Below are 21106 nucleotides of genomic sequence, written 5' to 3' on the forward strand. Positions count from 1 at the left end.
CTAGTTGTAAACCCACAGCACGCGGGCGGGCAGGTCGGTCAGGTTGGCGTAGCGGCAATGGGCGAAACTGGCCAGGTGGAAGCTGTCGCCGGGGCCGAGAGTGACGCAGTCGTTTTCACCTTCGACCCACAGCGTAAGCTCGCCTTCCAGTACAAAACCGGCCTGTTCGGCGCGATCGCTCATGGTTTGTTCGCCGCTGTTGGCACCAGGTGCCAGTAGGCTGTCGAGCATCGAAAAGGCACCGTTCATGCTCGGCGAAACGAGGATGTCGGTGATGCCATTGGCGTAATACACCGTGCGCCGCTCGTTGGGGCGAGTGATCCAGTCCACCGCCTTGGGTTTTGGCTGGCTGTAGAAGTAGGTGGTGGGCACGTCGAGGGCGTGGCTGATGGCCGTCAAGTCGGCCACGGTGGGGCGCGACAGGCCGCGTTCGACCTGGGACAGGAAACCCACAGAGCGCTCGATTTTTTGTGCGAGCTGGGCGAGGGTGAGTTTCTTGTGCTTGCGCAGGTCGTGGATCAGCGCGGCGAGGGTGGCAAGTTCTTCTTGTGGGGTCATGAAATTTATTTCTATAAATTTCATGAAAAATTACAGGATTTATTTCACGAGGGCAATGGCCGGATGGGACCAAGGTGAGGACCTTGTGGCGAGGGAGCTTGCTCCCGCTGGGCTGCGCGGCAGCCCCAAGACACCCACCGAGCACCCTTTGCAAAAGATGCATGCGGGCTATAAAGGCAAACCACAGGTATGAAATATGGGTTGAATGATCCTGCGTGGCAGCGGTCGGAATCTGGGTACGCATCATTCATTGAAGGAGCACCCATGAAAGCCAAATGCCTAGCCGCCTGCCTGTTTGTTGCAACCAGCCTGTCAGGCACGAGCTTCGTCGTGCAAGCCGCAGACACCCCCCAGGAAACCGTGCAACCTTCGAATATCAACACCCGTGATCTGAAAGAAGGCGATCGAGCCCCAGACATCCTGATGCGCAAGGAATCCGCTGTCAGCGATTGGAAAAAGCGCGGCCTCAAGCAGCCTGAAGCCGACAGCCAATGGGCGCGGGTGAAGGATAAATTCGTGCTGCTCAAGACCACCAACGGCACCATCCTTGAGATCACGCCCGTCAAAAAATGACCTGCCTGTTGTCCCGATTCTTGCGTTAAGGTAGGCGGCTGAAAAGGCCGCGTTACCTTCAAGGAAAGAGAGCAGGATGCTTGCCACAATAAGAAACTACCCCCGCACCGTGAACCTGTTGTTGTCCGCCACATTGATGCTGACGCTGGCCAAGGCAATTACCTTTCCCTACCTTGTGATTTACCTTACCAGCCATTTCTCCCTGGACATCACCCAGGTCGGCCTGGTGATCGGCAGTTCATTGATCGTCGGTTCATTGCTCAGCGTGTACGGTGGTTTTCTCGTCGACCGCATCAACAGTTACCGGCTGTTGCTCTGCCTGAGCGTACTGTTCGTGCTGGGCTTTATCGGCACGGTCCTCGCGCAGAATATCTGGGTGTTCTATAGCTGCCTGATCCTGATCAACCTCGCTTACGCGGTCATCGACATCGCCGTGAAGGCCGGTTTCGCCAGCCTGTTGCCTGAAGACGCGCGCAGCGAGGTGTTCTCGATCAAGTACACCCTGACCAACATCGGCTATGCCGTCGGGCCGGCGTTCGGTGCGGTGGTGGCCAAGCTGGACATCAGCCTGCCGTTCATCCTGTCGGCGCTGCTGGGGGCGGGGTTCTTCCTGCTGTACTGGCGCTGGGGCGATCGCACGTTGACCACCGTCGACGCGACACACAAGCCTGTGTCATTCCTTGCCGTCGGGCGTGTGCTGTTGAGGGATCATCGCCTGGTGTGCTTTACCGTCGGCGGTTTGCTCAGCGCGGTGGTGTTTGGACAATTCACGGCCTACTTGTCGCAATACCTGGTGACCACGACCTCGGCCGAATACACCTACACCGTGATCAGCGCCGTCCTTACTACCAACGCCGTGCTGGTGATTGCCTTGCAGTACGTGATTGGTCGGCGCATTTCCCACCGCCACCTGAGCCAGTGGCTGATTTTCGGCTTGAGCATGTTCATGCTGGGGCTGATCGGCTTTGCGCTGTCCACCAGCGTGCTGTGGTGGGTGTTGGCGATGGCGGTGTTCACGGTGGGGGAGATCATCGTGTTTCCGGCCGAATATATGTTTATCGACCGCATCGCCCCGGACCACCTGCGCGGCATGTACTACGGCGCGCAGAACCTGTCCAACCTGGGCGCCGCCCTGGGGCCGGTGTTGTGTGGGCTGGTGCTGGCCAACCTGCCGGCCCACGCCATGTTCTACATGCTCGGGGCGTTTATCGTCGCGGGTGGGGTGTTCTATTTCATTGGTTCGTCGTTGAAGGCCAGTCCTTCAGCGTGAGCTTGCCGACATTGTTGCTTTGCAATTCGTAGCGCAACTCTTCGACCATCTTTTCCACTTCGTGCGGGGTCTGCAGCCGGTTGGTGCTGATCCCTGTCACCACCAGGTCCACCCGGCCGGTATCAGCGTCAAATACCTTGAGGGTCAAGGAGGCATCCCGGCACAGGGTGAACTCGCATGTCAGCGGCGACAGGCCTTCTTCGATGCAGTTGCGCAGTTGGGCGAGGGTAAACATGCTGGTTCCTTCAAGACATAAGTTCGATGTCTTGAAGGTTATGGCTTGCCTGGCGCCGCAATAAGGCGAATTCGCACTAGCTGCACTAGTGCATTTGCACTTGGCCGGCCTATTTTTTCAGGCGCAGTTCACCGGCAAACAGCCCGCGTTCACGGGCCCAAACGATGGCCGCACTGCGGCTGTGCACCCCCAGCTTGGAGTACACCGTGGCCACGTGGTTGCGCACGGTGTTGGGCGCCAGTTTCAGGCGCGCGGCGATTTCCTTGTCGGCCAAGCCTTCGCAGATAAGTCCCAGTACATCGCGTTCACGGGCCGTGAGGTCGGTGAAGGCAATGGCAGGCTGGTTGGGGCTGTTGACGCTCTTGGCGTTGGCCAGTTTTTCGATCAGTGTCTGGCTGAACCAAGATGCGTCCTGCATCACCTCCTCGATGGCCGCCACCAGCTCCAGCTCCGAGCGCTTGCGTTCGGTGATGTTCATCATCACCAGCAGGTAGCAGGGCACGTCATCGATGATCACGGTGTCGGCGGACACCACGCAATCGATCACCTCGTTGCCTTTCTTACGCACCTTGAGGTCCTGGCCGTCGAGGTTGCCGGACTTTTCCAGGGTGGCAAACAACTGTGTGCCCGCCTGGGGGCTGTCGATGAAATCGATGTCTTCGATGGCCTTGCCGACCAGCTCCTCACTGATATAGCCGGTAATGCTCATGAAGGCTTCGTTGACATCCACCACCTGGCGGTTGCCGGCGTTGCACACCAATGTCGGCACCGGCGTCAGGCGGAACGACTTGGCGAAGCGCTCTTCACTCTGGCGCAGGGCGGTTTCCGCCTTGCGTCGCGGCTCCAGGTCGGTGAAGGAAAACAACATGCAGTCTTCCTCGTTCATGTCCAGCGGTTGCCCGGCGACGATCACCAGCTTGCTGCCGCCCCCGGGCAATTTCAGCTCGGCCTGCATCTGCGGGATCGTCGCGCCTTCGCCCAGGCGCGCAATCGCCAGGTCTTTGCGTTCGGCCTGTTCCAGCACATCCAGCTCGTACACGGATTTGCCGATGACCTGATCGCGGTTGTAGCCGGTCATCTCCAGAAACCCCTGGTTGACCTTTATGTAGCGCAGGTCGCTCAAGCGGCAGATCACGGCGGGTGCCGGGTTGGCGTTGAAGGTTTTTTCGAAGCGTTGCTCGGCGCTGGCCCACTCGGTGGCATCGCTGAGGATCAGCACCAGCAGCTCCGGTGCGCCGTGGGAATCGCTGATCACCAGGCTGCGCAGGCGGTGGACCCAGGTTCTGTCCGGATCGGCAGTGGGGGTGACTTCCACCACCACGTCGCTGAACTCCTCGCCTGCCGCCACACGGGCCAGTGGGTAGTTGTCCAGCAGCACGGGGTGGTTGTTGCGATAGCGCAAGGTGAAGCGCTCGGCGTATTCCTGGGTGTTGGCGCCCAATGCCATCACGTCGTCCACGCCATGCATGTTCAGCGCCGCCTCATTGGCCCAGAGGAGGGTCTGGTCGACTTCGGCAAGGATGATCCCGTCGGACAGGCCGGAGATGATCTGCTGGAGTTGGCGGCGGTTGGTTTCTTTGGCGAGGACATCCTGGGTCATGGGGGCTCCGAGCGGGCGAGGGGGGCATGAGATTAGGACAGTTGTGGTTCGCGATAGTGCAAGGTACGCGGTCAAACCACTGGCAAGGGGCTTGCGTGTGCCACCCTGAAGCGCTTGCCAAACCCAACCAATTCTGGGAAAACCCCAGCCTTTGCGCATTCAACGGGATTTGCCATGAACAACGACCAACTCCAGATCACTGACATCCGCCTGGGCGATGGCAAAACCGTGGTCAAAGGTGCACTGATCACTACCCAGTACACGGGCACCCTGGAAGACGGCACCGTATTCGACTCCTCGTGGGCGCGTGGCAAACCGTTCCAGTGCGTAATTGGCACGGGCCGTGTGATCAAGGGCTGGGATCAAGGCCTGATGGGCATGCAAGTCGGTGGTGTGCGCACGCTGTTCGTGCCGGCGCACCTGGCCTACGGCGAGCGCTCGATGGGCGCGCATATCCAGCCCAACAGCAACCTGCGTTTTGAGATTGAATTGCTCGAAGTGCTGACGCGGGATGATTGAAGTGTTCTGACGCAAGCAGGCTGAACCGCTCCTGAAGAAGCGTCTTATTCGTCATGTAGTAACTTTCCTACGGTTTACTCGCCTGTAGTCGGGGCGTAACCTTGGCGCGGTTTTATCAATAGCGGAGACCCTCAGTGGGTACTTGTTCGAGCGACAGTCGTCGGCCGGTTCTGGTTACCGGCAGATACTCGGCAAGGTAACGCGCATTCTTTCGATGCCGTTGTCTCGCCAATACACGCGAGAAGCGGCATCCCGGCAGCAGCCAGTCCTGGCGCCTGCCGGACTCCCTCTCATCGACGCTGACCAGCACCCGAGCCATTTCGGGATGCTACGGACGCGCCTGCCTTTTACGGCGGGCGGGCCAAGCTGACTGCGCCTACCCGATGGGCGTGGCGCAGCGGGTCGTACCTGCATGACGGTGTTCTCGCGCAGCAGCCACATCCATCAATGTGGCTGGCAATGAACTGAGGAGATTTCTTATGCAGGCAATCAACAACATCAACCTCGACTCGCTGGTCGACACCCTGGTCAGTCTCAGTGCGGCGTTTATCCTCGGCGGCTTGATCGGCTTCGAGCGCCAGTATCGCCAGCGCACGGCTGGTTTGCGCACCAACGTGCTGGTGGCGGTGGGGGCGGCGATTTTTGTCGATATGGCCAACCGCCTGGGCGGCGCGGAAGGGGCGGTGCGGGTGGTGGCATACGTGGTCTCGGGCATCGGTTTCCTGGGGGCCGGCGTGATCATGCGCGAAGAGGGCAATGTGCGCGGGCTGAATACTGCGGCCACCCTGTGGGCGTCGGCGGCCGTCGGCGCTTGCGCCGGTGCCGACCTGATCCTCGAAGCGCTGCTGGGCACGTTGTTTGTGCTGGCAGCGAACACGTTGCTGCGGCCGATCGTCAATAACATCAACCGCCAGCCGCTGGATGTGGTGTCGGCGGAGGTCACCAACATTCTGTATGTGATCGCGCAGCGCAGTCAGCAGCAGGCGGTAATGGTGTTGCTGGAAGCCGAGCTCGCACGGTGCAACTACCCGGCCAGCGACGTGGATGTGCGGCCGTTCGGCAGTGAAGAGGTGGAGATCGAGGCCACTTTGGTTGCGACGTCGGTCGATGGCGATGAGCTGGATGCACTGGTGACACGCATATCCAACTCCAGCCTGGTGGTGCAGGCGTTCTGGAGCCCGAGCACGACTGACTGATTTCCTACGGATAAATCCTACACGCAGTCAGGACTATCCCTTCAGTTCAAACATCACTTCATTGTTAAGGTTGCGCGCTTGCTGCTACCTAAGAGGCTGCGCAGAACTTCAGGCATCAATGGTGTTGTTCAATTGGAGGGACCAGGCACTGCCTGGCTGGCATCTGGAAAAGTGCGGAACCGCTCGTCGGAACTGTCAATTCTCACAGGTAGCTGGGTCCCGTGTGATGTGTCAGATTAATTTGTCCTTCAGGGGAGTCTTAATGAGCAAAGCTTTAATTGTGGATGACCACCCGTTCATCCGTGCCACGGTTCGCTTTCTGCTAAAGCAGGAAGGTTTCAATGAAATCTTCGAGGCGGGCAATGGCGCCGATGCCATGCAGATCGCTCGCGAACAGTGCCCCGACCTGATTATCCTCGACTTGGCGATGCCCAAGCTGGGCGGTTTGGAAGTGATCAGCCGCATCAAGGCGCTGGGCTTGCCATGCAAGATCCTGGTGTTGACCTCGTACCTCGCAGTGTTTTTTTCCACCCGCTGCATGCGCGCTGGAGCCATGGGTTTTGTTGCCAAGACGGGTGAGCTGCACGAGTTGCAAAAAGCAATCAAGGCAGTGATGTCCAACTACAGCTGTTTCCCCAGCCTGCCCACCAGTTCAGTGCGCCGTGATGATTTGCAAGCGTCCGAGATTGAACTGGTGGAAGCACTGTCTGATCGCGAATTGACGGTGTTGCAGAAGTTGGCCCTGGGCCTGGGTAATAAGGAAATCGCCGAGGACATGTTGCTGAGCCACAAGACCATCAGCACCTACAAGACGCGACTCAAGGAGAAATTGCACATGTCGTCGGTGGTGCACTTGTCCAAGTTCGCGCAACGTAATCAGCTGATCTGAAATGAACGCCCGCGCGCTGCGAGGGTTGGTCGCGCTGCTCTGGGTGAGCCTGTTGCCCCTGGCGGCGCAAGCCCTTGACGAACCTTACTCGCTGCAGTTGCTGGGCCACTCTCGCCTCGAAAACCCCAATGTCGCGCTGGACGAAGCCGACTGGCGCTGGCTGCGCGAACGGCGGGTGTTATCGATGGGCGTATCGGCCCCCGACTACGCACCCTTCGACATGAGCAACAGTGAGGATTTCGAAGGCATCACCGCCGATTACGCGGCGCTGGTGGCGCAGGCGTTGAATATCCGGGTAGAGGTCCGTCGCTACGACACCCGCGACGAAGTCATCGAGGCGCTCAAGCAGGGCGCAGTGGATTTTCTCGGCTCCGCCAACGGTTTTGAAGCGGTAGACCCGCAACTGGCGCTGTCGCGCTCCTATGCCAATGACCAACCGGTGCTGGCGACCCGCAGCGCAGAAGCCCAGGGTTTGAGTGCCGACCTGGCCGGCAAGCGCGTGGCCATGCTGTATCACTATATGCAGCCCGAGGCGGTACAGAAATTTTACCCCCGCGCCCATTTGCTGCTCTACGCCTCGTCCTTTGAGGCGCTGGGGGCCGTCGCGTTCGAGCAGGCGGATGTGTACCTGGGCGACGCGATCAGCACGCGTTACCTGATCAATAAAAACTACCTGAATAACGTGCGCATGGCGGATTTTTCCGCCCTGGAAGTCAACCCTTTCGCGTTTGCGATCACCCGGGGTGATGATCGATTGCTACGTATCCTCAATGCCGCGTTGGCGGCCGTGCCGGTGACCACGCAGATGGAAATCCTGCGCCGTTGGAGCGCCGGTGGCGGCGGGGCCATGGAAGTTGACCGGCTGCGCCTGAGTGAACGCGAGCAACGTTGGCTGGAGAAACACCCGCGGGTGAAAGTGGCCGCTCTGGATAAGTTTCTGCCACTGTCATTTTTCAACGAGCAGGGGCAGCTCGAGGGTTTGAGTGCCGAGGTACTGTCGCGGATCAGCTTGCGTACGGGGCTGAAATTCGACGTGGTAAAGGGCAACTCACTGCCTCGTCAAATCGACGAAGCCAGTGCGGGCAGTGTCGATATGCTCGCGGTCGTCACCCCCAGCAATGAACGCGCTGACAAGATCCGTTTTACCCGGCCCTACCTGAGCAGTCCCTATGTACTCGTCAGCCGCATTGAGGGTAATAGCCCGATCACGCTGGAAGATATGCACGGCAAGCGCCTGGCCTTTGTCGGAGGCAACAGCCTGGGCGAGCGAATTGCCCGCGACTATCCCGGCATCGTCTTTGTTGATACCGAAAGCCCTGAGCAAGCCATGGCGATGGTGGCCAGTGGCAACGTCGACGCGACCGTGCTGTCGCTCCTCAGTGCGCGCTACATGATTGCCCGCTATTACCGCGATCGCTTGAGGGTGACCAGCACTGTCGGCACGGAACCGGCACGTGTGACGTTTGGCGTCAACCGCAGCCAGTTGGAGTTGTACTCGATCCTGGATAAAGCACTGTTGAGCATCACGCCCGAAGAAATGGACGAACTGAGCAACCACTGGCGCAGTGAGGTGATCATCCAGGACAGCTATTGGCTGCGGCATCGCAACGCAATTCTTCAAGGGTTCGGCCTCGCGGCGCTGTTGTTGCTGATTACCCTGGGCTGGGCGATCTACCTGCGTAACCTGATTCGCCGAAGGGCCCAGGCGGAGCGGGCGCTGAGTGATCAGATGCGCTTTATGAGTGTGCTGATCGACGGCACGCCGCACCCGATTTATGTGCGTGATCGCCAGGGCCGCTTGATGGCCTGCAACAACGCCTACCTCGATGTGTTCGGCTTCAAGCTCGAGGATGTGATCGGCAAGACTGTCGTGGAAACCGACACCGGCAACCCGCCGCAGGCCCAGTCGTTTCATGAGGACTACCTGCAGTTGATGGCCCGGGGCGAGCCGCAGATTCATGACCGGATACTTCGGTTGCCCTCGGGGGATGTCCTGACGATCTACCAGTGGATGCTGCCGTACCGCGATGGCAACGATAAGGTCGTGGGCATGATCGCTGGCTGGGTGGATGTGAGCGAGCGCCAGCGCCTGTTGGGCCAATTGCAGGACGCCAAGGACGAGGCCGACGCTGCCAACCGCGCCAAGACGACTTTTCTGGCGACCATGAGCCATGAGATCCGCACGCCAATGAACGCCGTGATCGGCATGATCGAGTTGGCGTTGAAAAACGCCGAGCAGGGCCGGGCTGATCGTGATGCGCTGGAGGTTGCCTCGGTGGCGTCCCACGGCATGTTGGAGTTGATCGGCGATATTCTCGACATTGCCCGCATTGAGACCGGGCATATTTCTCTGGCGTTGGAGCCGGCCAACCTGCGCGACCTGTTGATGTCCGTGGCGCGGGTATTCGAGGGCTTGGCGCGGGCCAAGGGCCTGGCGCTGCAGGTTGAACTGGCCCCATCAATTGATCGCACGGTGCTGATCGATCCCCTGCGTTTCAAGCAGGTGGTGTCCAACCTGCTGAGTAATGCCATCAAGTTCACCGCCAGCGGCCAGGTGTTGCTCGGTGCGCAAGGGGAGGTGACGGCTGACCAACTGATATTGCGGCTGTGGGTGCTGGACACCGGGATCGGCATCAGCGCTGAAGATCAGCAGCGGCTATTCAACCCGTTTATCCAGGGCAGCAACAACGAGCAGTCGGTGCGCAGCGGTTCCGGCCTGGGTTTGGTGATCAGCCGCAACTTGTGCGAAATGCTGGGGGGGCAGTTGCAGTTGAGCAGTGTGCTGGGGCAGGGCACGCGGATTGATGTGCGAATGCAACTGGACCTGGCAGCGGCGTCAGCGCTCGAGACGGGAGCAGCGGTTGCACACACTCCACCCGCCCGGGCATTGAACATCCTGGTAGTGGATGACTATCCGGCCAACCGCTTGTTGTTGGCGCGACAGTTGAGCTTCCTGGGGCACCGAATCACCGCCGCCGAAGACGGTGTTCAGGGGCTGGCGCTTTGGCAGTCGGGGGGATTTGATGGTGTCATCACCGATTGCAATATGCCGCTCAAGAACGGCTACCAGCTGGCGCAGGATATTCGTGCTCAAGAGCAGGCACGGGGGCTGGTGCCGTGTTTACTCCTGGGGTTTACGGCCAATGCGCAGCCGGAAGAAACCGAGCGCTGCCGGCAAGCGGGAATGGATGGCTGCCTGTTCAAACCCACCGGGCTGGATGACTTGCGAGCGGCGTTGGCCTCGCGGGTGGCGAGCGTCGCTGCGGCGAATGCCGTCGAGGCGTATGACTTGAGCGCGCTGATCGCGTTGACGGAAAATGATCGCGGCGCTCTCAAGGAATTGTTGACGCCGCTGCTCGACAGCCTGGAAGCGGATCGCGCGTTATTGCCGACGCTGCGACAAGAGGCCGACTTTGCCAGGTTGCACGACGTTGCGCATCGGGCCAAGGGCGGAGCGCGCATGGTCAAGGCGCAGGCGCTGATCAGCTGTTGTGAAACGCTGGAGGCGGTGTGTGAAGCCAAGGACAAGACGGCCCTTGGGGCGGCGGTTGACGCGGTGAGTGACGCTTGCGCTGATCTGCAGCAGAGATTGAGCGTTTATTGCAATCAACCTTGAGTACCGTTCGGTGGGTTTGGGAGAACTCCTACGCGAAGGGGGAACAAGCCTGATTTTGTCTTCGGAAGATGTCTGGAAAATGGGCGGCGCTCACTGACGAGCGCTGCCTGCCCAGGGGTTTGCCATGCCGAACAAAGCACTAACCATCCTGATTGCCGATGAACAGCACCTGCAGCGGCTGCACATCGAAAAAATGCTCAACCAACTGGGGTATCACCGGATAGTGCCGGTGCAGACCTTCGATGAAGTCCAGATCCTCACTGCCATCCCGGCGAAGCCGTTTGATGTGCTGATCATCAACGCGGGGCTCGCGGCCCAGGCCAGCGGGCCGCAGCCTCAGGTACGTCATGTGCTGGTCTACGACCACCTGGACCTTCGCCAACCTGCTGGTATCGCCCCAGCGGTGCTCGTGCGTTTGCCGGGGGTGCCGGACCACGTCAACCTTGAACACTTCATGGACATCATCGACCCCCCGACGGCGGCCCGTGGCTTGCGCGTGTTGCCGTGGCTGCGGGAATTATCCCGTACGCCGGCGCCCGGGGTTTAATCCCATTTCGGCGCGATACCCTTGGGGCTGGTCAAGCGATGGCCACGCTCCAGGCCGGCAATCTGTGCCATGTCGGCGGCGCTCAAGGTCAGCTCCAAGGCCTTGAGGTTGCTTTCCAGGTTGGCGCGCTTGGTTGACGACGGGATCACCGCGTAACCCAACTGCATGGCCCAGGCCAGGGTGACTTGGGCTGCCGTGGCTTGATGGCGTTCGGCGATCTGTTGGATGACCGGGTCTTTCAGTACTTCGCCATAGGCCAGGGTCATGTACGAAGTGATCTGAATGCCGTTGGCGCTGGCGAAATCCACCACTTTGCGGTTTTGCAGGTAGGGGTGCAGCTCGATCTGGTTGGTGGCGATGTGTTCGGCGCCGACCGCGGCAATCGCCTGTTTCATCAGGTCGACAGTGAAGTTGGAAATGCCGATATGGCGCGTCAGCCCCAGGCGCTTGGCCTCCAGCAACTGGCCCATGAATTCGGCGACGGGTACTTGGTCTTCCGGCGACGGCCAGTGGATCAGGGTCAGGTCCAGGTGGTCGGTCTGCAGTTTGCGCAGGCTTTCGCGCAGGCTTGGGATCAGTTGGCCTTCAGCGAAATTGGCAATCCAGATCTTGCTGGTGATGAACAGTTCATCACGCGGGATACCGCTGTCGGCAATCGCCTGGCCGACGTCGGCTTCGTTTTCGTAGATCTGCGCGGTGTCGATCACGCGGTAGCCCAGCTCCAGGCAGGTGCTCACGGAGTCGATCACCACCTTGCCTTGCAGGCGGAAGGTGCCAAGGCCGAAGGCCGGAACGGTTTGGGTAGGGACAGACATCAGTAACTCCTGAAGGGGGTGAACAGTAGCGTCGAGTATCTGCTGCTCACGCCTTCGGAAAAACCGTCGAATCTGAAAAGGAGTCTTTACCGCAGGTCACGAATCCGACCGTGGGAGGGGGCGCCCTCCCATCGGTTGGCCGTCATCTCTCAGTCGGTTCTGTTTTGCATGCGCAAACGCTCGGCCGCACTGCGCAACAGTTGCTCGGTGCCGTCCCAACCCAGGCAACCATCGGTCACCGATACGCCGTACTTCATCGACGCGCTCAGCGGCTGGCAGCCTTCGAACAGATGGCTTTCGAGCATCATGCCCACCAGCGAGGTATCGCCCTGCAGGCGTTGTTCCAGCACCTCATTGAACACCGCCGGCTGGCGTAGCGGGTCTTTGCCGCTGTTGGCGTGGCTGCAATCGACCATGATCCGCGCCGCCACCTTGGACTTGGCCAGGTCGTGCTTCACCTGCGCGACGCTTTGCACATCGTAGTTCGGCCCACGGTGACCGCCGCGCAGCACCAGATGGGTATCGGGGTTGCCAGGGGTCTGGATGATCGCCGGGTGGCCCTGGCTGTCGACGCCGAAATGGCGGTGCGGGTGGGACGCCGAGCGCATCGCATCACAGGCAATCGCGACGCCGCCGTCGGTGCCGTTCTTGAAGCCCACGGGCATGCCCAGGCCGCTGGCCATTTCACGGTGAATCTGCGATTCGGTGGTGCGCGCACCAATCGCGACCCAACTGAGCAGGTCATCAAAGTAGCCGGCGGCCATGGGTTGCAGCAGTTCGGTGGCAATCGGCAGGCCCAGGCGCAACATTTCGCGCATCAGCTGGCGGGACAGGGTGAGGCCGGCGGCCATGTCATCGCTGCCATCCAGATGCGGGTCGTAGGCCAGGCCTTTCCAGCCGATGGTGGTGCGCGGTTTTTCGACGTAGGCACGGATCACCAGCAGCATCTGGTCGCTGACATCCAAGGCCAGTTTCTTCAGGTTGCGAGCGTATTCCATGGCCGATTCGGGGTCGTGGATCGAGCACGGGCCGACAATCACCAGCAAGCGTGAGTCTTCGCCATTGAGGATGGCGCGCACGGCTTGGCGATGGTTGTGGACTTGTTCGTTGAGGAACGGACTGAGGGGCAACTGATGCTTGAGCTCAAGGGAGCTGGGCAGGCGCAGGGTCAGGGCTTCATTGGCGCTGGAAAGATCGGTGACAGGCAAAGCGGCGGTGGCAGAGTTCATATTCAAGGCTTCCTGGGCAAGCGGCGGGTTATTCCCGCACGCTTGGCCCTACTGGGGTGTTCGACAATTGGCCGTATCGGCTACGTGTGTTGGCTTGCCACCAATAGGTGACCGATCGGAGGCGGCAGGCTGTCCCGAACGGAGCTTGCTAAATCGCCATGCAGTGGAAGTGTCGTAGCGGTAATAGGTGGCGTAGTTCATGTCGTGTGTCCTTTAAGTGTTCTTGCTGAATTTATAAGGGCCTGAAAAACAAAACCCCCGGTCGGGGAGCCGACCGGGGGTTAGATTTCTCTGGTAGGCGACCCCTTGAGTAGTGGGCGCCGATTTCAGGTATCAGGCGCGTCAGTGGCTAAACCAATACCCAAAATAAAAGCTGACAGGTGCGCTCGAACCGTTCACGCGGGTAGCCGACACCAGGCGCGGGGCGCTGGCAGCAAGGCAAACCTGAGTGTGGGTGAGTTGCAACATGGTGTGTCTCCAAATGATGGGGGGAGCTTACTCGAGGCATGCAGGAGGATTCAATCAGTAATTTCTATGGCGCGGGGCTACCCACGGCTATCGGTCGAGATATGCTTGTCATACTTTGACAATGATTGCCGGGACGCGACCGTGACTGCCTTAACCCTTGCTGCTGCTCAATCCCTCTCTATCGCGGGCGACGTGCGGGCCAATCTGCAGCGGCACCTGACCTTTATGCGTGTGGCGGCGGAGCACGCCGTGCAGCTGTTGGTGTTTCCGGAGTTGTCGTTGACTGGCTATGAGCCGTGTTTGGCTGCCGAGCTGGCGATAACACCAGAGGACAGGTTGCTCACGCCGTTGCGTGAGATGGCGCGGGAGCTGCGATTGACCGCCGTGGTGGGGATGCCAATCCGCTTGGCACCTGAAGCGGGGGTGATGATCGGCGCATTGGTACTGGGGGCGGACGGTTCCCTGGCGGTGTACACCAAACAGCATCTGCACCCAGGCGAAGAAGCCGCGTTTATTGCGGGGCAGGGCGGTGCGGTTTTGGAGTGGGCGGACGACCGGATTGCGTTGGCAGTTTGTGCAGACTTCTCCCACGCCAGTCATCCGCATACTGCCGCTGAAGCGGGTGCGACGGTTTACGCCGCCAGTGTATTGATCAGCGAAGCAGGCTACGCAACTGACAGCACGTTGTTGCAAGGTTATGCCGCCAAACATGGCTTGCTGGTGTTGATGGCCAATCATGGCGGCCCGTCCGGTGGCTATGTGTGTGCCGGTCGCAGTGCGATCTGGGCCGCTGGTGGTCGTTTGCTTGCTGCTGCGCCGGGCGTCGGTGACGCGCTGGTGCTTGCCCGGCGTGAGGGCGGGGAGTGGGCTGGCCAAGTGGTGGTCGTGTAAATGGCATTCCACCTGCGCGCAGCCACAGACCGCGACCTGCCGTTCGCACGAACGCTGACCCATGAGGCCATGGGGCGCTATTACACGCAGTACGGTTTGCTGTGGTCCAACGAGGGGTTTGATACGGCTTGGGCCGGCCGGGAAAACTGGCTGATCTGCCGTGACGACAGTGTCCTGGGTTTTATCAGCCTGAGCCGAGACAGCCGGGCACTGTATATCCGCGAACTGCATTTGCTCGAAGATTGTCGCCGGCAGGGTGCAGGGAGTTGGGTGCTGGAGCAGATGGCTCTCAAGGCATGCAGGCAGGGTTTGTTGCGTTTGACTGTGTTCAAGACCAACCCGGCAAGAGGGCTGTATCAGCGCATGGGGCTGAGTATCGTCGGTGAGGAAGACTGCTTTTGGCGCATGGAGCGCACCTGTCGATCAAGCTAACCCTGCACTGAATCCTAATAAGCGCATACTGGCTTCAGGAGACGATTTCCTGATCGTTGTTTTGGCCATCAGCCTCAGAAAGGATGATCCCTTCTTTCATGCCCAGAAGGACCGCTACCTTGTGGGCTTCTCCACGTCGTCCCTTTTTGCGCCCAGCGAGCACTTGATAGGTGGTTGCCGGATCAACGCCATGTTCTCGGGCGAACGCTTGCACTGACTTTCCTTGATGTTCTAGCCAGGCCTTGGCTTGTGCAGCAGTACGGATTCCGGGCATAGTTCAAAACCGTTCAAGTTTGTTTAATAAAGAGATGATGTGTCACCTCTTGAGGTGTGCAAAATAGGATCATACATCCAAATGAGTGGAATCGGTTCGCGTTTGAGGCAAGAAAGAGAGCGACTTGGCCTGTCGCAAAAAGTTTTTGGTGAGATAGGAGGCGTTGAAGCTAACGCACAAGGCAAGTATGAAAGTGGCGGGCGGGCGCCCAAAGCCGACTACCTCTCCAGGGTTGCCGAGCGAGGTGTGGATATTTTGTTCGTGTTGACAGGCAGTCCCACGCCGATTCAATTGGACCAATTGAGTCAAGTTGAAGAGAAAGTGTTGGTCGATTACCGCTCGATGCTCAAGGAAGACCAGGATGCAATCCGCCGCCTGACGTCGACCCTGGCTGAGCATTCAGCCTCGCTGAATGGCAAGGCCAAGCCGCAGCACCGGGATTCCTGAGCCTTTCCCCCGCAAACCCGGGCGTTCGCTGTTTGGCGGACGACTGCCGTGTACCCAAACTCTATATATATGACGCGTGTAGCTAGGTCTGCGCCTTGGTTTTTTGCTAAGGTGTTCAGCAACCTATAAGACCATATCGCGAGGTGTCTGCTTGATTAGGGTGCTAGTAGTCGATGACCATGATCTCGTTCGTACAGGCATTACACGAATGCTGGCTGACATCGATGGCCTGCAAGTAGTCGGCCAGGCCGAGTCCGGGGAAGAGTCCCTGATCAAGGCTCGGGAGTTGAAACCCGATGTGGTGTTGATGGACGTCAAGATGCCTGGCATCGGCGGTCTTGGCGCCACGACCAAATTGTTGCGCAGCCATCCGGACATCAAGGTCGTGGTGGTGACGGTGTGTGAGGAAGATCCGTTTCCGACCCGTTTGCTACAGGCGGGGGCGGCGGGTTACCTGACCAAGGGCGCCGGCCTGGCCGAGATGGTGCAAGCCATTCGCCTGGTGTTTGCCGGCCAGCGTTACATCAGCCCGCAGATTGCCCAGCAGTTGGCGATCAAATCCTTCCAGCCGGTCAGCGATTCGCCGTTCGATGCGCTGTCTGAGCGGGAAATCCAGATCGCCTTGATGATCGTCGGTTGCCAGAAGGTGCAGACGATTTCCGACAAGCTGTGCCTGTCGCCCAAGACCGTCAACACCTACCGCTATCGCATTTTCGAGAAGCTCGCCATCAGCAGTGATGTTGAACTGACCCTGCTCGCAGTGCGCCACGGCATGGTGGACGCCAGCGCCTGACATGACCACGCCGTTCGATCCGAGTGCCTTTCTCTCAACCTGCAGTGGCCGCCCCGGCGTGTACCGCATGTTCGACAGCGAGGCGCGCCTGCTTTACGTCGGTAAAGCCAAGAACCTGAAGAACCGTCTGGCGAGCTATTTTCGCAAGAGCGGCCTTGCGCCCAAGACAGCAGCGTTGGTCGCACGCATCGCCCAGGTCGAAACCACCATCACCGCCAATGAAACCGAAGCGCTGTTGCTTGAGCAGACGCTGATCAAGGAATGGCGGCCGCCCTACAACATCCTGCTGCGTGACGACAAATCCTACCCCTACGTGTTTTTGTCCGACGGCAACTTCCCACGCCTGAGCATTCACCGCGGTGCGAAGAAGCAGAAGGGCAAGTATTTCGGGCCGTACCCCAGCGCCGGGGCGATTCGTGAAAGCCTGAGCTTGCTGCAAAAGACCTTTTTTGTGCGCCAGTGCGAAGACAGCTTCTACAAGAACCGCACCCGGCCGTGCCTGCAATACCAGATCAAGCGCTGCAAGGCGCCTTGCGTGGGTTTGGTGGAGCCGGCCGAGTACGCCGAAGATGTACGCCATTCGGTGATGTTCCTTGAAGGACGCAGCAATGCGCTCACCGACGAGCTGTCCGCCGCGATGGAGCAGGCCGCCAGCACCCTGGATTTTGAGCGCGCCGCCGAGTTGCGTGACCAGATCTCCCTGCTGCGTCGCGTGCAGGACCAGCAAAGCATGGAAGGCGGCACTGGTGACGTCGACGTGATCGCTGCCTTCGTCAACCCCGGTGGCGCCTGTGTGCACCTGATCAGCGTGCGCGGTGGGCGTGTGCTGGGCAGCAAGAATTTCTTCCCGCAGACCGGTATCGATGAGGAAGTGGCCGAAGTCATGGCCGCGTTCCTTGGCCAGTATTACGTCAGTAGCCCCGAACGCGACTTGCCGTCCGAGCTGATCGTCAACGTGGTGCACGAAGACTTCCCGACACTGATCGAGGCGATCCACGAGCTGCGCGGCCGTGAGCTCGACATCAGCCACCGTGTACGCGGTACCCGCGCGCGCTGGCAGCAGTTGGCGGTGACCAATGCCGAACAGGCCCTGGGCGCGCGCCTGGCCAATCGACAGCACGTCGCCGCACGTTTCGATGCGCTGGCCGAAGTCCTCAACCTGGACGAACCACCACAGCGCCTGGAGTGCTACGACATCAGCCACTCCAGCGGCGAGGCCACCGTGGCGTCCTGCGTGGTGTTCGGGCCGGAAGGGCCGATCAAGTCCGACTACCGGCGCTACAACATCGAAGGCGTCACCGCCGGTGATGACTACGCCGCCATGCACCAGGCCCTGACGCGACGCTTCAGCAAATTGAAGGACGGCGAGGGCAAGCTGCCGGACATCCTGCTGGTGGACGGTGGCAAGGGCCAGTTGTCCATGGCCCGTGACGTGCTCAACGAGTTGGCGGTGCCTGACCTGATCCTGCTCGGCGTGGCCAAGGGCGCCACACGCAAGGCCGGTTTCGAAACGTTGTACTTGAATGATGCCGCCCATGAGTTCACTTTGAAGGGCGACTCACCTGCGTTGCACCTGATCCAGCAAATCCGCGACGAAGCCCACCGTTTCGCCATCACCGGGCACCGTGCCCGCCGTGGTAAAACCCGACGAACCTCAACCCTGGAAGGGGTGGCGGGGGTCGGCCCGACGCGACGTCGCGACTTGCTTAAACATTTTGGTGGCTTGCAGGAGCTATCCCGTGCCAGCATTGACGAAATAGCCAAAGCTCCCGGTATCAGTAAAAAGCTCGCTGAGTTGATTTATGCGAATCTGCATAGCGAATAGAATGCCTTTCCACCTCGTAGCCAGTTGTGCCGATGAATATCCCTAATCTGATTACCGTTCTACGCGTCCTGCTTATTCCGATTTTCATTCTGTTGTTCTATTTGCCGTACGAATGGAGCTATGCCGCATCCAGTTCGGTATTCGCCTTTGCGGCCGCCACCGACTGGCTCGACGGCTACCTGGCGCGCCGCCTGGAGCAAAGCACGCCATTCGGTGCCTTCCTCGATCCGGTGGCCGACAAACTGATGGTGGCGGTGGCGCTGGTCTTGCTGGTGCAGGAACATGGCAACCTGTGGCTGACCCTGCCGGCCGCCGTGATCATCGGCCGCGAGATCGTCGTCTCGGCCCTGCGCGAATGGATGGCCGAAATCGGCGCCCGCGCCCACGTCGCGGTGTCCAACATGGGCAAGTGGAAAACCGCCGCGCAGATGCTCGCGCTGGTCATCCTGCTGGCCAACCCATCGGACTTCTCCTTCTGGGTGCTGACTGGCTACGCGCTGCTGCTGATCGCGGCGGGCCTGACGTTGTGGTCCATGCTCCAGTATTTACGCGCTGCCTGGCCTCATCTGCGCACCACCGTTGAAAAGAAATAAAACTTTTTTGAATCAAGAGGTTGACGGGCTTCAAGAATTCTATAGAATGCGCATCACCAAGCGGGAATAGCTCAGTTGGTAGAGCACGACCTTGCCAAGGTCGGGGTCGCGAGTTCGAGTCTCGTTTCCCGCTCCAAATATAGATCTACAGACATCCACTGGATTCTGGAGGTCAGCGAAATAGACGCTTCGGCGTCTTTTTTCGTTTCTGCGGAAAACCAGGGTAATCCAGTACCTTTTTGAGTGGTTTTTTCGGAAAGGCTCAAATTCGTATTGTTGCTGGATCCTCTCAGGTCGCCAGACGAGCATCGGGTGCTGGCTCTCTAACAGGAGCTCACCATGCCTCTATCAGATATGGCCATCCGGCACGCCCAGCCTACAGATAAAACCTACACCCTTGGCAACTTTGACGGCCTGTGCTTCATGGTGCCTGTCGACGGCAAAAAACGATGGTTGTTCCGTTTTTACTGAGCGGGTCAGCAAGTAAAAATGTCTTTTGGCTGCTACCTTGCAGTCAGCCTGAAACAAGCACGTGCATATCGCGACGAAGCGCGCAAGGTGGTCAAACAGCATCCAACTCAAGATGCGCAAGCGCAATAATCCAGCCGGTGAAATCCCTCCCTAATGCAGGAAACCGTCGCGGAAGTGGCGGTTACGCCGCCAGTAAAAGCGGTGAAGAAAAACAAGGTATCAAAAGGCTTCACGCCCAGGCTCAGAGTGACGCTACGAGTTGGGAATGAGTTTGAAGGTAAAATGCTCGAAATAGTGCATGAGGCAGATACCCTCAGCTCCCTCGTTGTCGAGTAAGAAGCTACCAAGGCAGCCAGAAAAAAGTTCCGCTTTGCCGAAGTGGTTTCGGTCAAGTCAATGTAGTGGCGATAGCCACTTCTCAATGGCGCCGCAGCGATTACGCGCATCGCACAACTCAGCCAGTCGTGACCTACAGACCGAGCGGGGCGGAACTGGAATAGTGGCGTGACCTGAATCTGTCTATGAGTTCATCACAAATGCCTATCTCTCTATCGGATCGTTTTCGTGGCTGCCTACTTGGCCTGGCCTGTGGCGATGCTGTGGGAACAACTGTCGAGTTTATGCCGCGCGGGTCCTTTACACCGGTCACGAACATGACGGGCGGAGGGCCTTTTAATCTTCAGCCTGGGCAGTGGACCGACGACACATCCATGGCGCTCTGCTTGGCGGAAAGCATGTTGCAGAAAGACGGTTTCGACCCCGTAGATCAGATGGAACGCTATCTGAAATGGTGGACGTCGGGTTACTGGAGCTCTACCGGCGAATGCTTCGATATCGGCCTGACGGTGCGCCAGGCATTGGCTGACTTTCAAAGAAATGGCGATCCCTTTGCCGGATCCACGGATCGCTACTCGGCCGGCAACGGTTCAATGATGCGTCTGGCCCCCATCGTGCTGTTTTACTTCCCAGATACCCATCGAATCCACACCTTTGCGGCCGACAGTTCCCGTACGACACACGCCGCTCAGGAAGCGGTGGAGTGCTGTCTGGTACTTTCGATGGTGATTGCCAATGCGCTAAATGGCGAGGCAAAAGAGCAGCTGCTGCAGGTAGAAAGTTCCGGCTTGATCGAGCCAAACGTGATTGCAATCGCTGAAGGGACCTACCGTGAAAAGTCTCGCGCAGACATTGTGGGCTCTGGCTATGCAGTCGCTTCGCTGGAAGCGGCACTCTGGTGTTTTCACCAGACAAGTACCTTCGCTGAGGCTGTGTTGATGGCTGCGAATTTGGGGGATGATGCGGACACTACGGCGGCAATCGCTGGGCAGGTTGCCGGTGCGTATTATGGTGTGCAGGGTATTCCGGGGGATTGGCTGGGCAAGGTGTGGATGCGTGAGCATATTCAGGCGACTGCCGATGCGTTGATGCAGGTGGGTGAGCTTGATTAGGACGCTCACCCATCGTTGTGGACTAATCCGCGATCAGCAGACCGATTGCAGGCACGACGGGTACAGGGTCGATGCCGGTCCACGGAAAGGTCGCATGCCTCTGGCGGTCTTTGCAGCGCGCCGTCCTTGATCATCCATTGCGCACCGCCTTGTTCGCCGAGCGGCGGCCCTTCTTCGGCCGGTTGGAAGATCAGCTTGAGCGTGTCTGGCAGTTGCTCGCGATGGGCCCCCAACACCTCGGCAACCTCTAGCGCCATCGCCATATGCGCGTCGTGACCGCAAGCGTGCATCACCCCAACGTTCTTGCCACGGCTGCGAAAGTCACCGGCGAAGTGCGCCATGATCGAAGTCGACAGCGGCCCGCCGATGATCCCGCACACCGCAATCGCCATGATGAAACGCCAGGTAGCGGGTGGT

Annotated in this window: 22 protein-coding genes, 1 tRNA gene and 1 pseudogene; 17 read left to right on the plus strand and 7 right to left on the minus strand. The window is 59.3% G+C overall.

All coding sequences use genetic code 11. The features are described 5' to 3' along the window. Positions 1 to 558, minus strand: coding sequence for a helix-turn-helix domain-containing protein (locus PSH81_RS09745; protein ID WP_192300370.1), 558 nt, complete (start codon positions 556 to 558; stop codon positions 1 to 3). Positions 559 to 822: 264 nt separating this feature from the next. Here PSH81_RS09745 and PSH81_RS09750 point away from each other — a divergent pair, with 264 nt between their 5' ends. Together PSH81_RS09750 and PSH81_RS09755 are read left to right on the plus strand one after the other, a co-directional pair. Further along, a complete protein-coding gene (locus tag PSH81_RS09750; protein ID WP_305392396.1) occupies positions 823 to 1131 on the plus strand; it encodes an RcnB family protein in 309 nt (102 codons plus the stop codon). 76 nt (positions 1132 to 1207) lie between these two features. Then, complete coding sequence (locus tag PSH81_RS09755) at positions 1208 to 2401, plus strand: MFS transporter (RefSeq protein ID WP_305392397.1); 1194 nt, start codon at positions 1208 to 1210, stop codon at positions 2399 to 2401. Here the strand turns inward: PSH81_RS09755 and PSH81_RS09760 are convergent. Continuing rightward, positions 2364 to 2636 (minus strand): DUF1652 domain-containing protein, encoded by a 273-nt coding sequence (locus tag PSH81_RS09760; RefSeq protein ID WP_226456056.1) that lies wholly within the window; start codon positions 2634 to 2636, stop codon positions 2364 to 2366. The two genes, PSH81_RS09755 and PSH81_RS09760, sit on opposite strands and share 38 nt — an antisense overlap. A gap of 109 nt (positions 2637 to 2745) precedes the next feature. Then, positions 2746 to 4236 (minus strand): PAS domain S-box protein, encoded by a 1491-nt coding sequence (locus tag PSH81_RS09765; RefSeq protein WP_226456055.1) that lies wholly within the window; start codon positions 4234 to 4236, stop codon positions 2746 to 2748. 174 nt (positions 4237 to 4410) lie between these two features. Between PSH81_RS09765 and PSH81_RS09770 the strand changes: the two genes are divergently transcribed. The 5 genes from PSH81_RS09770 to PSH81_RS09790 all read left to right on the plus strand — a co-directional run bounded on the left by PSH81_RS09770 (position 4411) and on the right by PSH81_RS09790 (position 11003). Beyond that, positions 4411 to 4755, plus strand: coding sequence for an FKBP-type peptidyl-prolyl cis-trans isomerase (locus tag PSH81_RS09770; RefSeq protein ID WP_192300376.1), 345 nt, complete (start codon positions 4411 to 4413; stop codon positions 4753 to 4755). A gap of 479 nt (positions 4756 to 5234) precedes the next feature. After that, positions 5235 to 5951: an MgtC/SapB family protein gene (locus PSH81_RS09775; protein ID WP_192300377.1), complete on the plus strand. Its 717-nt coding sequence runs from the start codon at positions 5235 to 5237 to the stop codon at positions 5949 to 5951. Between the two features lie 262 nt (positions 5952 to 6213). Beyond that, positions 6214 to 6840, plus strand: a complete 627-nt coding sequence (locus PSH81_RS09780) for a response regulator transcription factor (RefSeq protein WP_192300378.1) — start codon at positions 6214 to 6216, stop codon at positions 6838 to 6840. 1 nt (position 6841) lies between these two features. Continuing rightward, positions 6842 to 10456, plus strand: a complete 3615-nt coding sequence (locus PSH81_RS09785) for a transporter substrate-binding domain-containing protein (RefSeq protein WP_305392398.1) — start codon at positions 6842 to 6844, stop codon at positions 10454 to 10456. Between the two features lie 124 nt (positions 10457 to 10580). Further along, on the plus strand, positions 10581 to 11003 hold the full coding sequence (locus PSH81_RS09790; protein WP_305392399.1) for a chemotaxis protein CheY: 423 nt from the start codon (positions 10581 to 10583) through the stop codon (positions 11001 to 11003). On the opposite strand, the gene dkgB is transcribed toward PSH81_RS09790, so the two are convergent. Further along, a complete protein-coding gene (gene dkgB / locus PSH81_RS09795; protein WP_305392400.1) occupies positions 11000 to 11818 on the minus strand; it encodes a 2,5-didehydrogluconate reductase DkgB in 819 nt (272 codons plus the stop codon). The genes PSH81_RS09790 and dkgB overlap by 4 nt on opposite strands. Before the next feature lie 149 nt (positions 11819 to 11967). Beyond that, entirely contained in the window at positions 11968 to 13047 is a 1080-nt protein-coding gene (locus PSH81_RS09800) for a 3-deoxy-7-phosphoheptulonate synthase (protein ID WP_305392401.1), read from the minus strand. 609 nt (positions 13048 to 13656) lie between these two features. On the opposite strand from PSH81_RS09800, the gene PSH81_RS09805 reads away from it, so the two are divergent. Together PSH81_RS09805 and PSH81_RS09810 are read left to right on the plus strand one after the other, a co-directional pair. Then, positions 13657 to 14406: a carbon-nitrogen hydrolase family protein gene (locus PSH81_RS09805; RefSeq protein WP_305392402.1), complete on the plus strand. Its 750-nt coding sequence runs from the start codon at positions 13657 to 13659 to the stop codon at positions 14404 to 14406. Beyond that, on the plus strand, positions 14407 to 14838 hold the full coding sequence (locus tag PSH81_RS09810; RefSeq protein WP_305392403.1) for a GNAT family N-acetyltransferase: 432 nt from the start codon (positions 14407 to 14409) through the stop codon (positions 14836 to 14838). Positions 14839 to 14872: 34 nt separating this feature from the next. Here the strand turns inward: PSH81_RS09810 and PSH81_RS09815 are convergent, their stop codons facing one another. Continuing rightward, complete coding sequence (locus tag PSH81_RS09815) at positions 14873 to 15112, minus strand: DNA-binding protein (RefSeq protein WP_192300385.1); 240 nt, start codon at positions 15110 to 15112, stop codon at positions 14873 to 14875. An 81-nt stretch (positions 15113 to 15193) separates the two neighbouring features. Here PSH81_RS09815 and PSH81_RS09820 point away from each other — a divergent pair, with 81 nt between their 5' ends. From PSH81_RS09820 to PSH81_RS09855, 8 genes and pseudogenes are all read left to right on the plus strand, one after another. Beyond that, positions 15194 to 15559 (plus strand): helix-turn-helix domain-containing protein, encoded by a 366-nt coding sequence (locus tag PSH81_RS09820; protein ID WP_192300386.1) that lies wholly within the window; start codon positions 15194 to 15196, stop codon positions 15557 to 15559. 151 nt (positions 15560 to 15710) lie between these two features. After that, a complete protein-coding gene (uvrY, locus tag PSH81_RS09825; protein WP_032886613.1) occupies positions 15711 to 16352 on the plus strand; it encodes a UvrY/SirA/GacA family response regulator transcription factor in 642 nt (213 codons plus the stop codon). Between the two features lies 1 nt (position 16353). Further along, positions 16354 to 18177, plus strand: a complete 1824-nt coding sequence (gene uvrC, locus PSH81_RS09830; protein ID WP_192300387.1) for an excinuclease ABC subunit UvrC — start codon at positions 16354 to 16356, stop codon at positions 18175 to 18177. Between the two features lie 32 nt (positions 18178 to 18209). Then, positions 18210 to 18770, plus strand: a complete 561-nt coding sequence (pgsA, locus tag PSH81_RS09835) for a CDP-diacylglycerol--glycerol-3-phosphate 3-phosphatidyltransferase (RefSeq protein WP_003232771.1) — start codon at positions 18210 to 18212, stop codon at positions 18768 to 18770. Positions 18771 to 18830: 60 nt separating this feature from the next. Further along, positions 18831 to 18906, plus strand: a tRNA-Gly gene (locus PSH81_RS09840). Between the two features lie 203 nt (positions 18907 to 19109). Further along, positions 19110 to 19241, plus strand: a complete 132-nt coding sequence (locus PSH81_RS09845) for a hypothetical protein (protein WP_268945288.1) — start codon at positions 19110 to 19112, stop codon at positions 19239 to 19241. A 183-nt stretch (positions 19242 to 19424) separates the two neighbouring features. Next, positions 19425 to 19643 (plus strand): annotated as a pseudogene (locus PSH81_RS09850) (hypothetical protein); the annotation flags it as partial. 134 nt (positions 19644 to 19777) lie between these two features. After that, on the plus strand, positions 19778 to 20689 hold the full coding sequence (locus PSH81_RS09855; protein ID WP_226456048.1) for an ADP-ribosylglycohydrolase family protein: 912 nt from the start codon (positions 19778 to 19780) through the stop codon (positions 20687 to 20689). 5 nt (positions 20690 to 20694) lie between these two features. On the opposite strand, the gene PSH81_RS09860 is transcribed toward PSH81_RS09855, so the two are convergent. Continuing rightward, positions 20695 to 21081, minus strand: a complete 387-nt coding sequence (locus tag PSH81_RS09860) for a M20/M25/M40 family metallo-hydrolase (protein WP_305392404.1) — start codon at positions 21079 to 21081, stop codon at positions 20695 to 20697. Between the last annotated feature and the right edge of the window lie 25 nt (positions 21082 to 21106).

It is taken from the genome of Pseudomonas sp. FP2335 (assembly GCF_030687535.1).
Taxonomy (GTDB): Bacteria; Pseudomonadota; Gammaproteobacteria; order Pseudomonadales; family Pseudomonadaceae; genus Aquipseudomonas.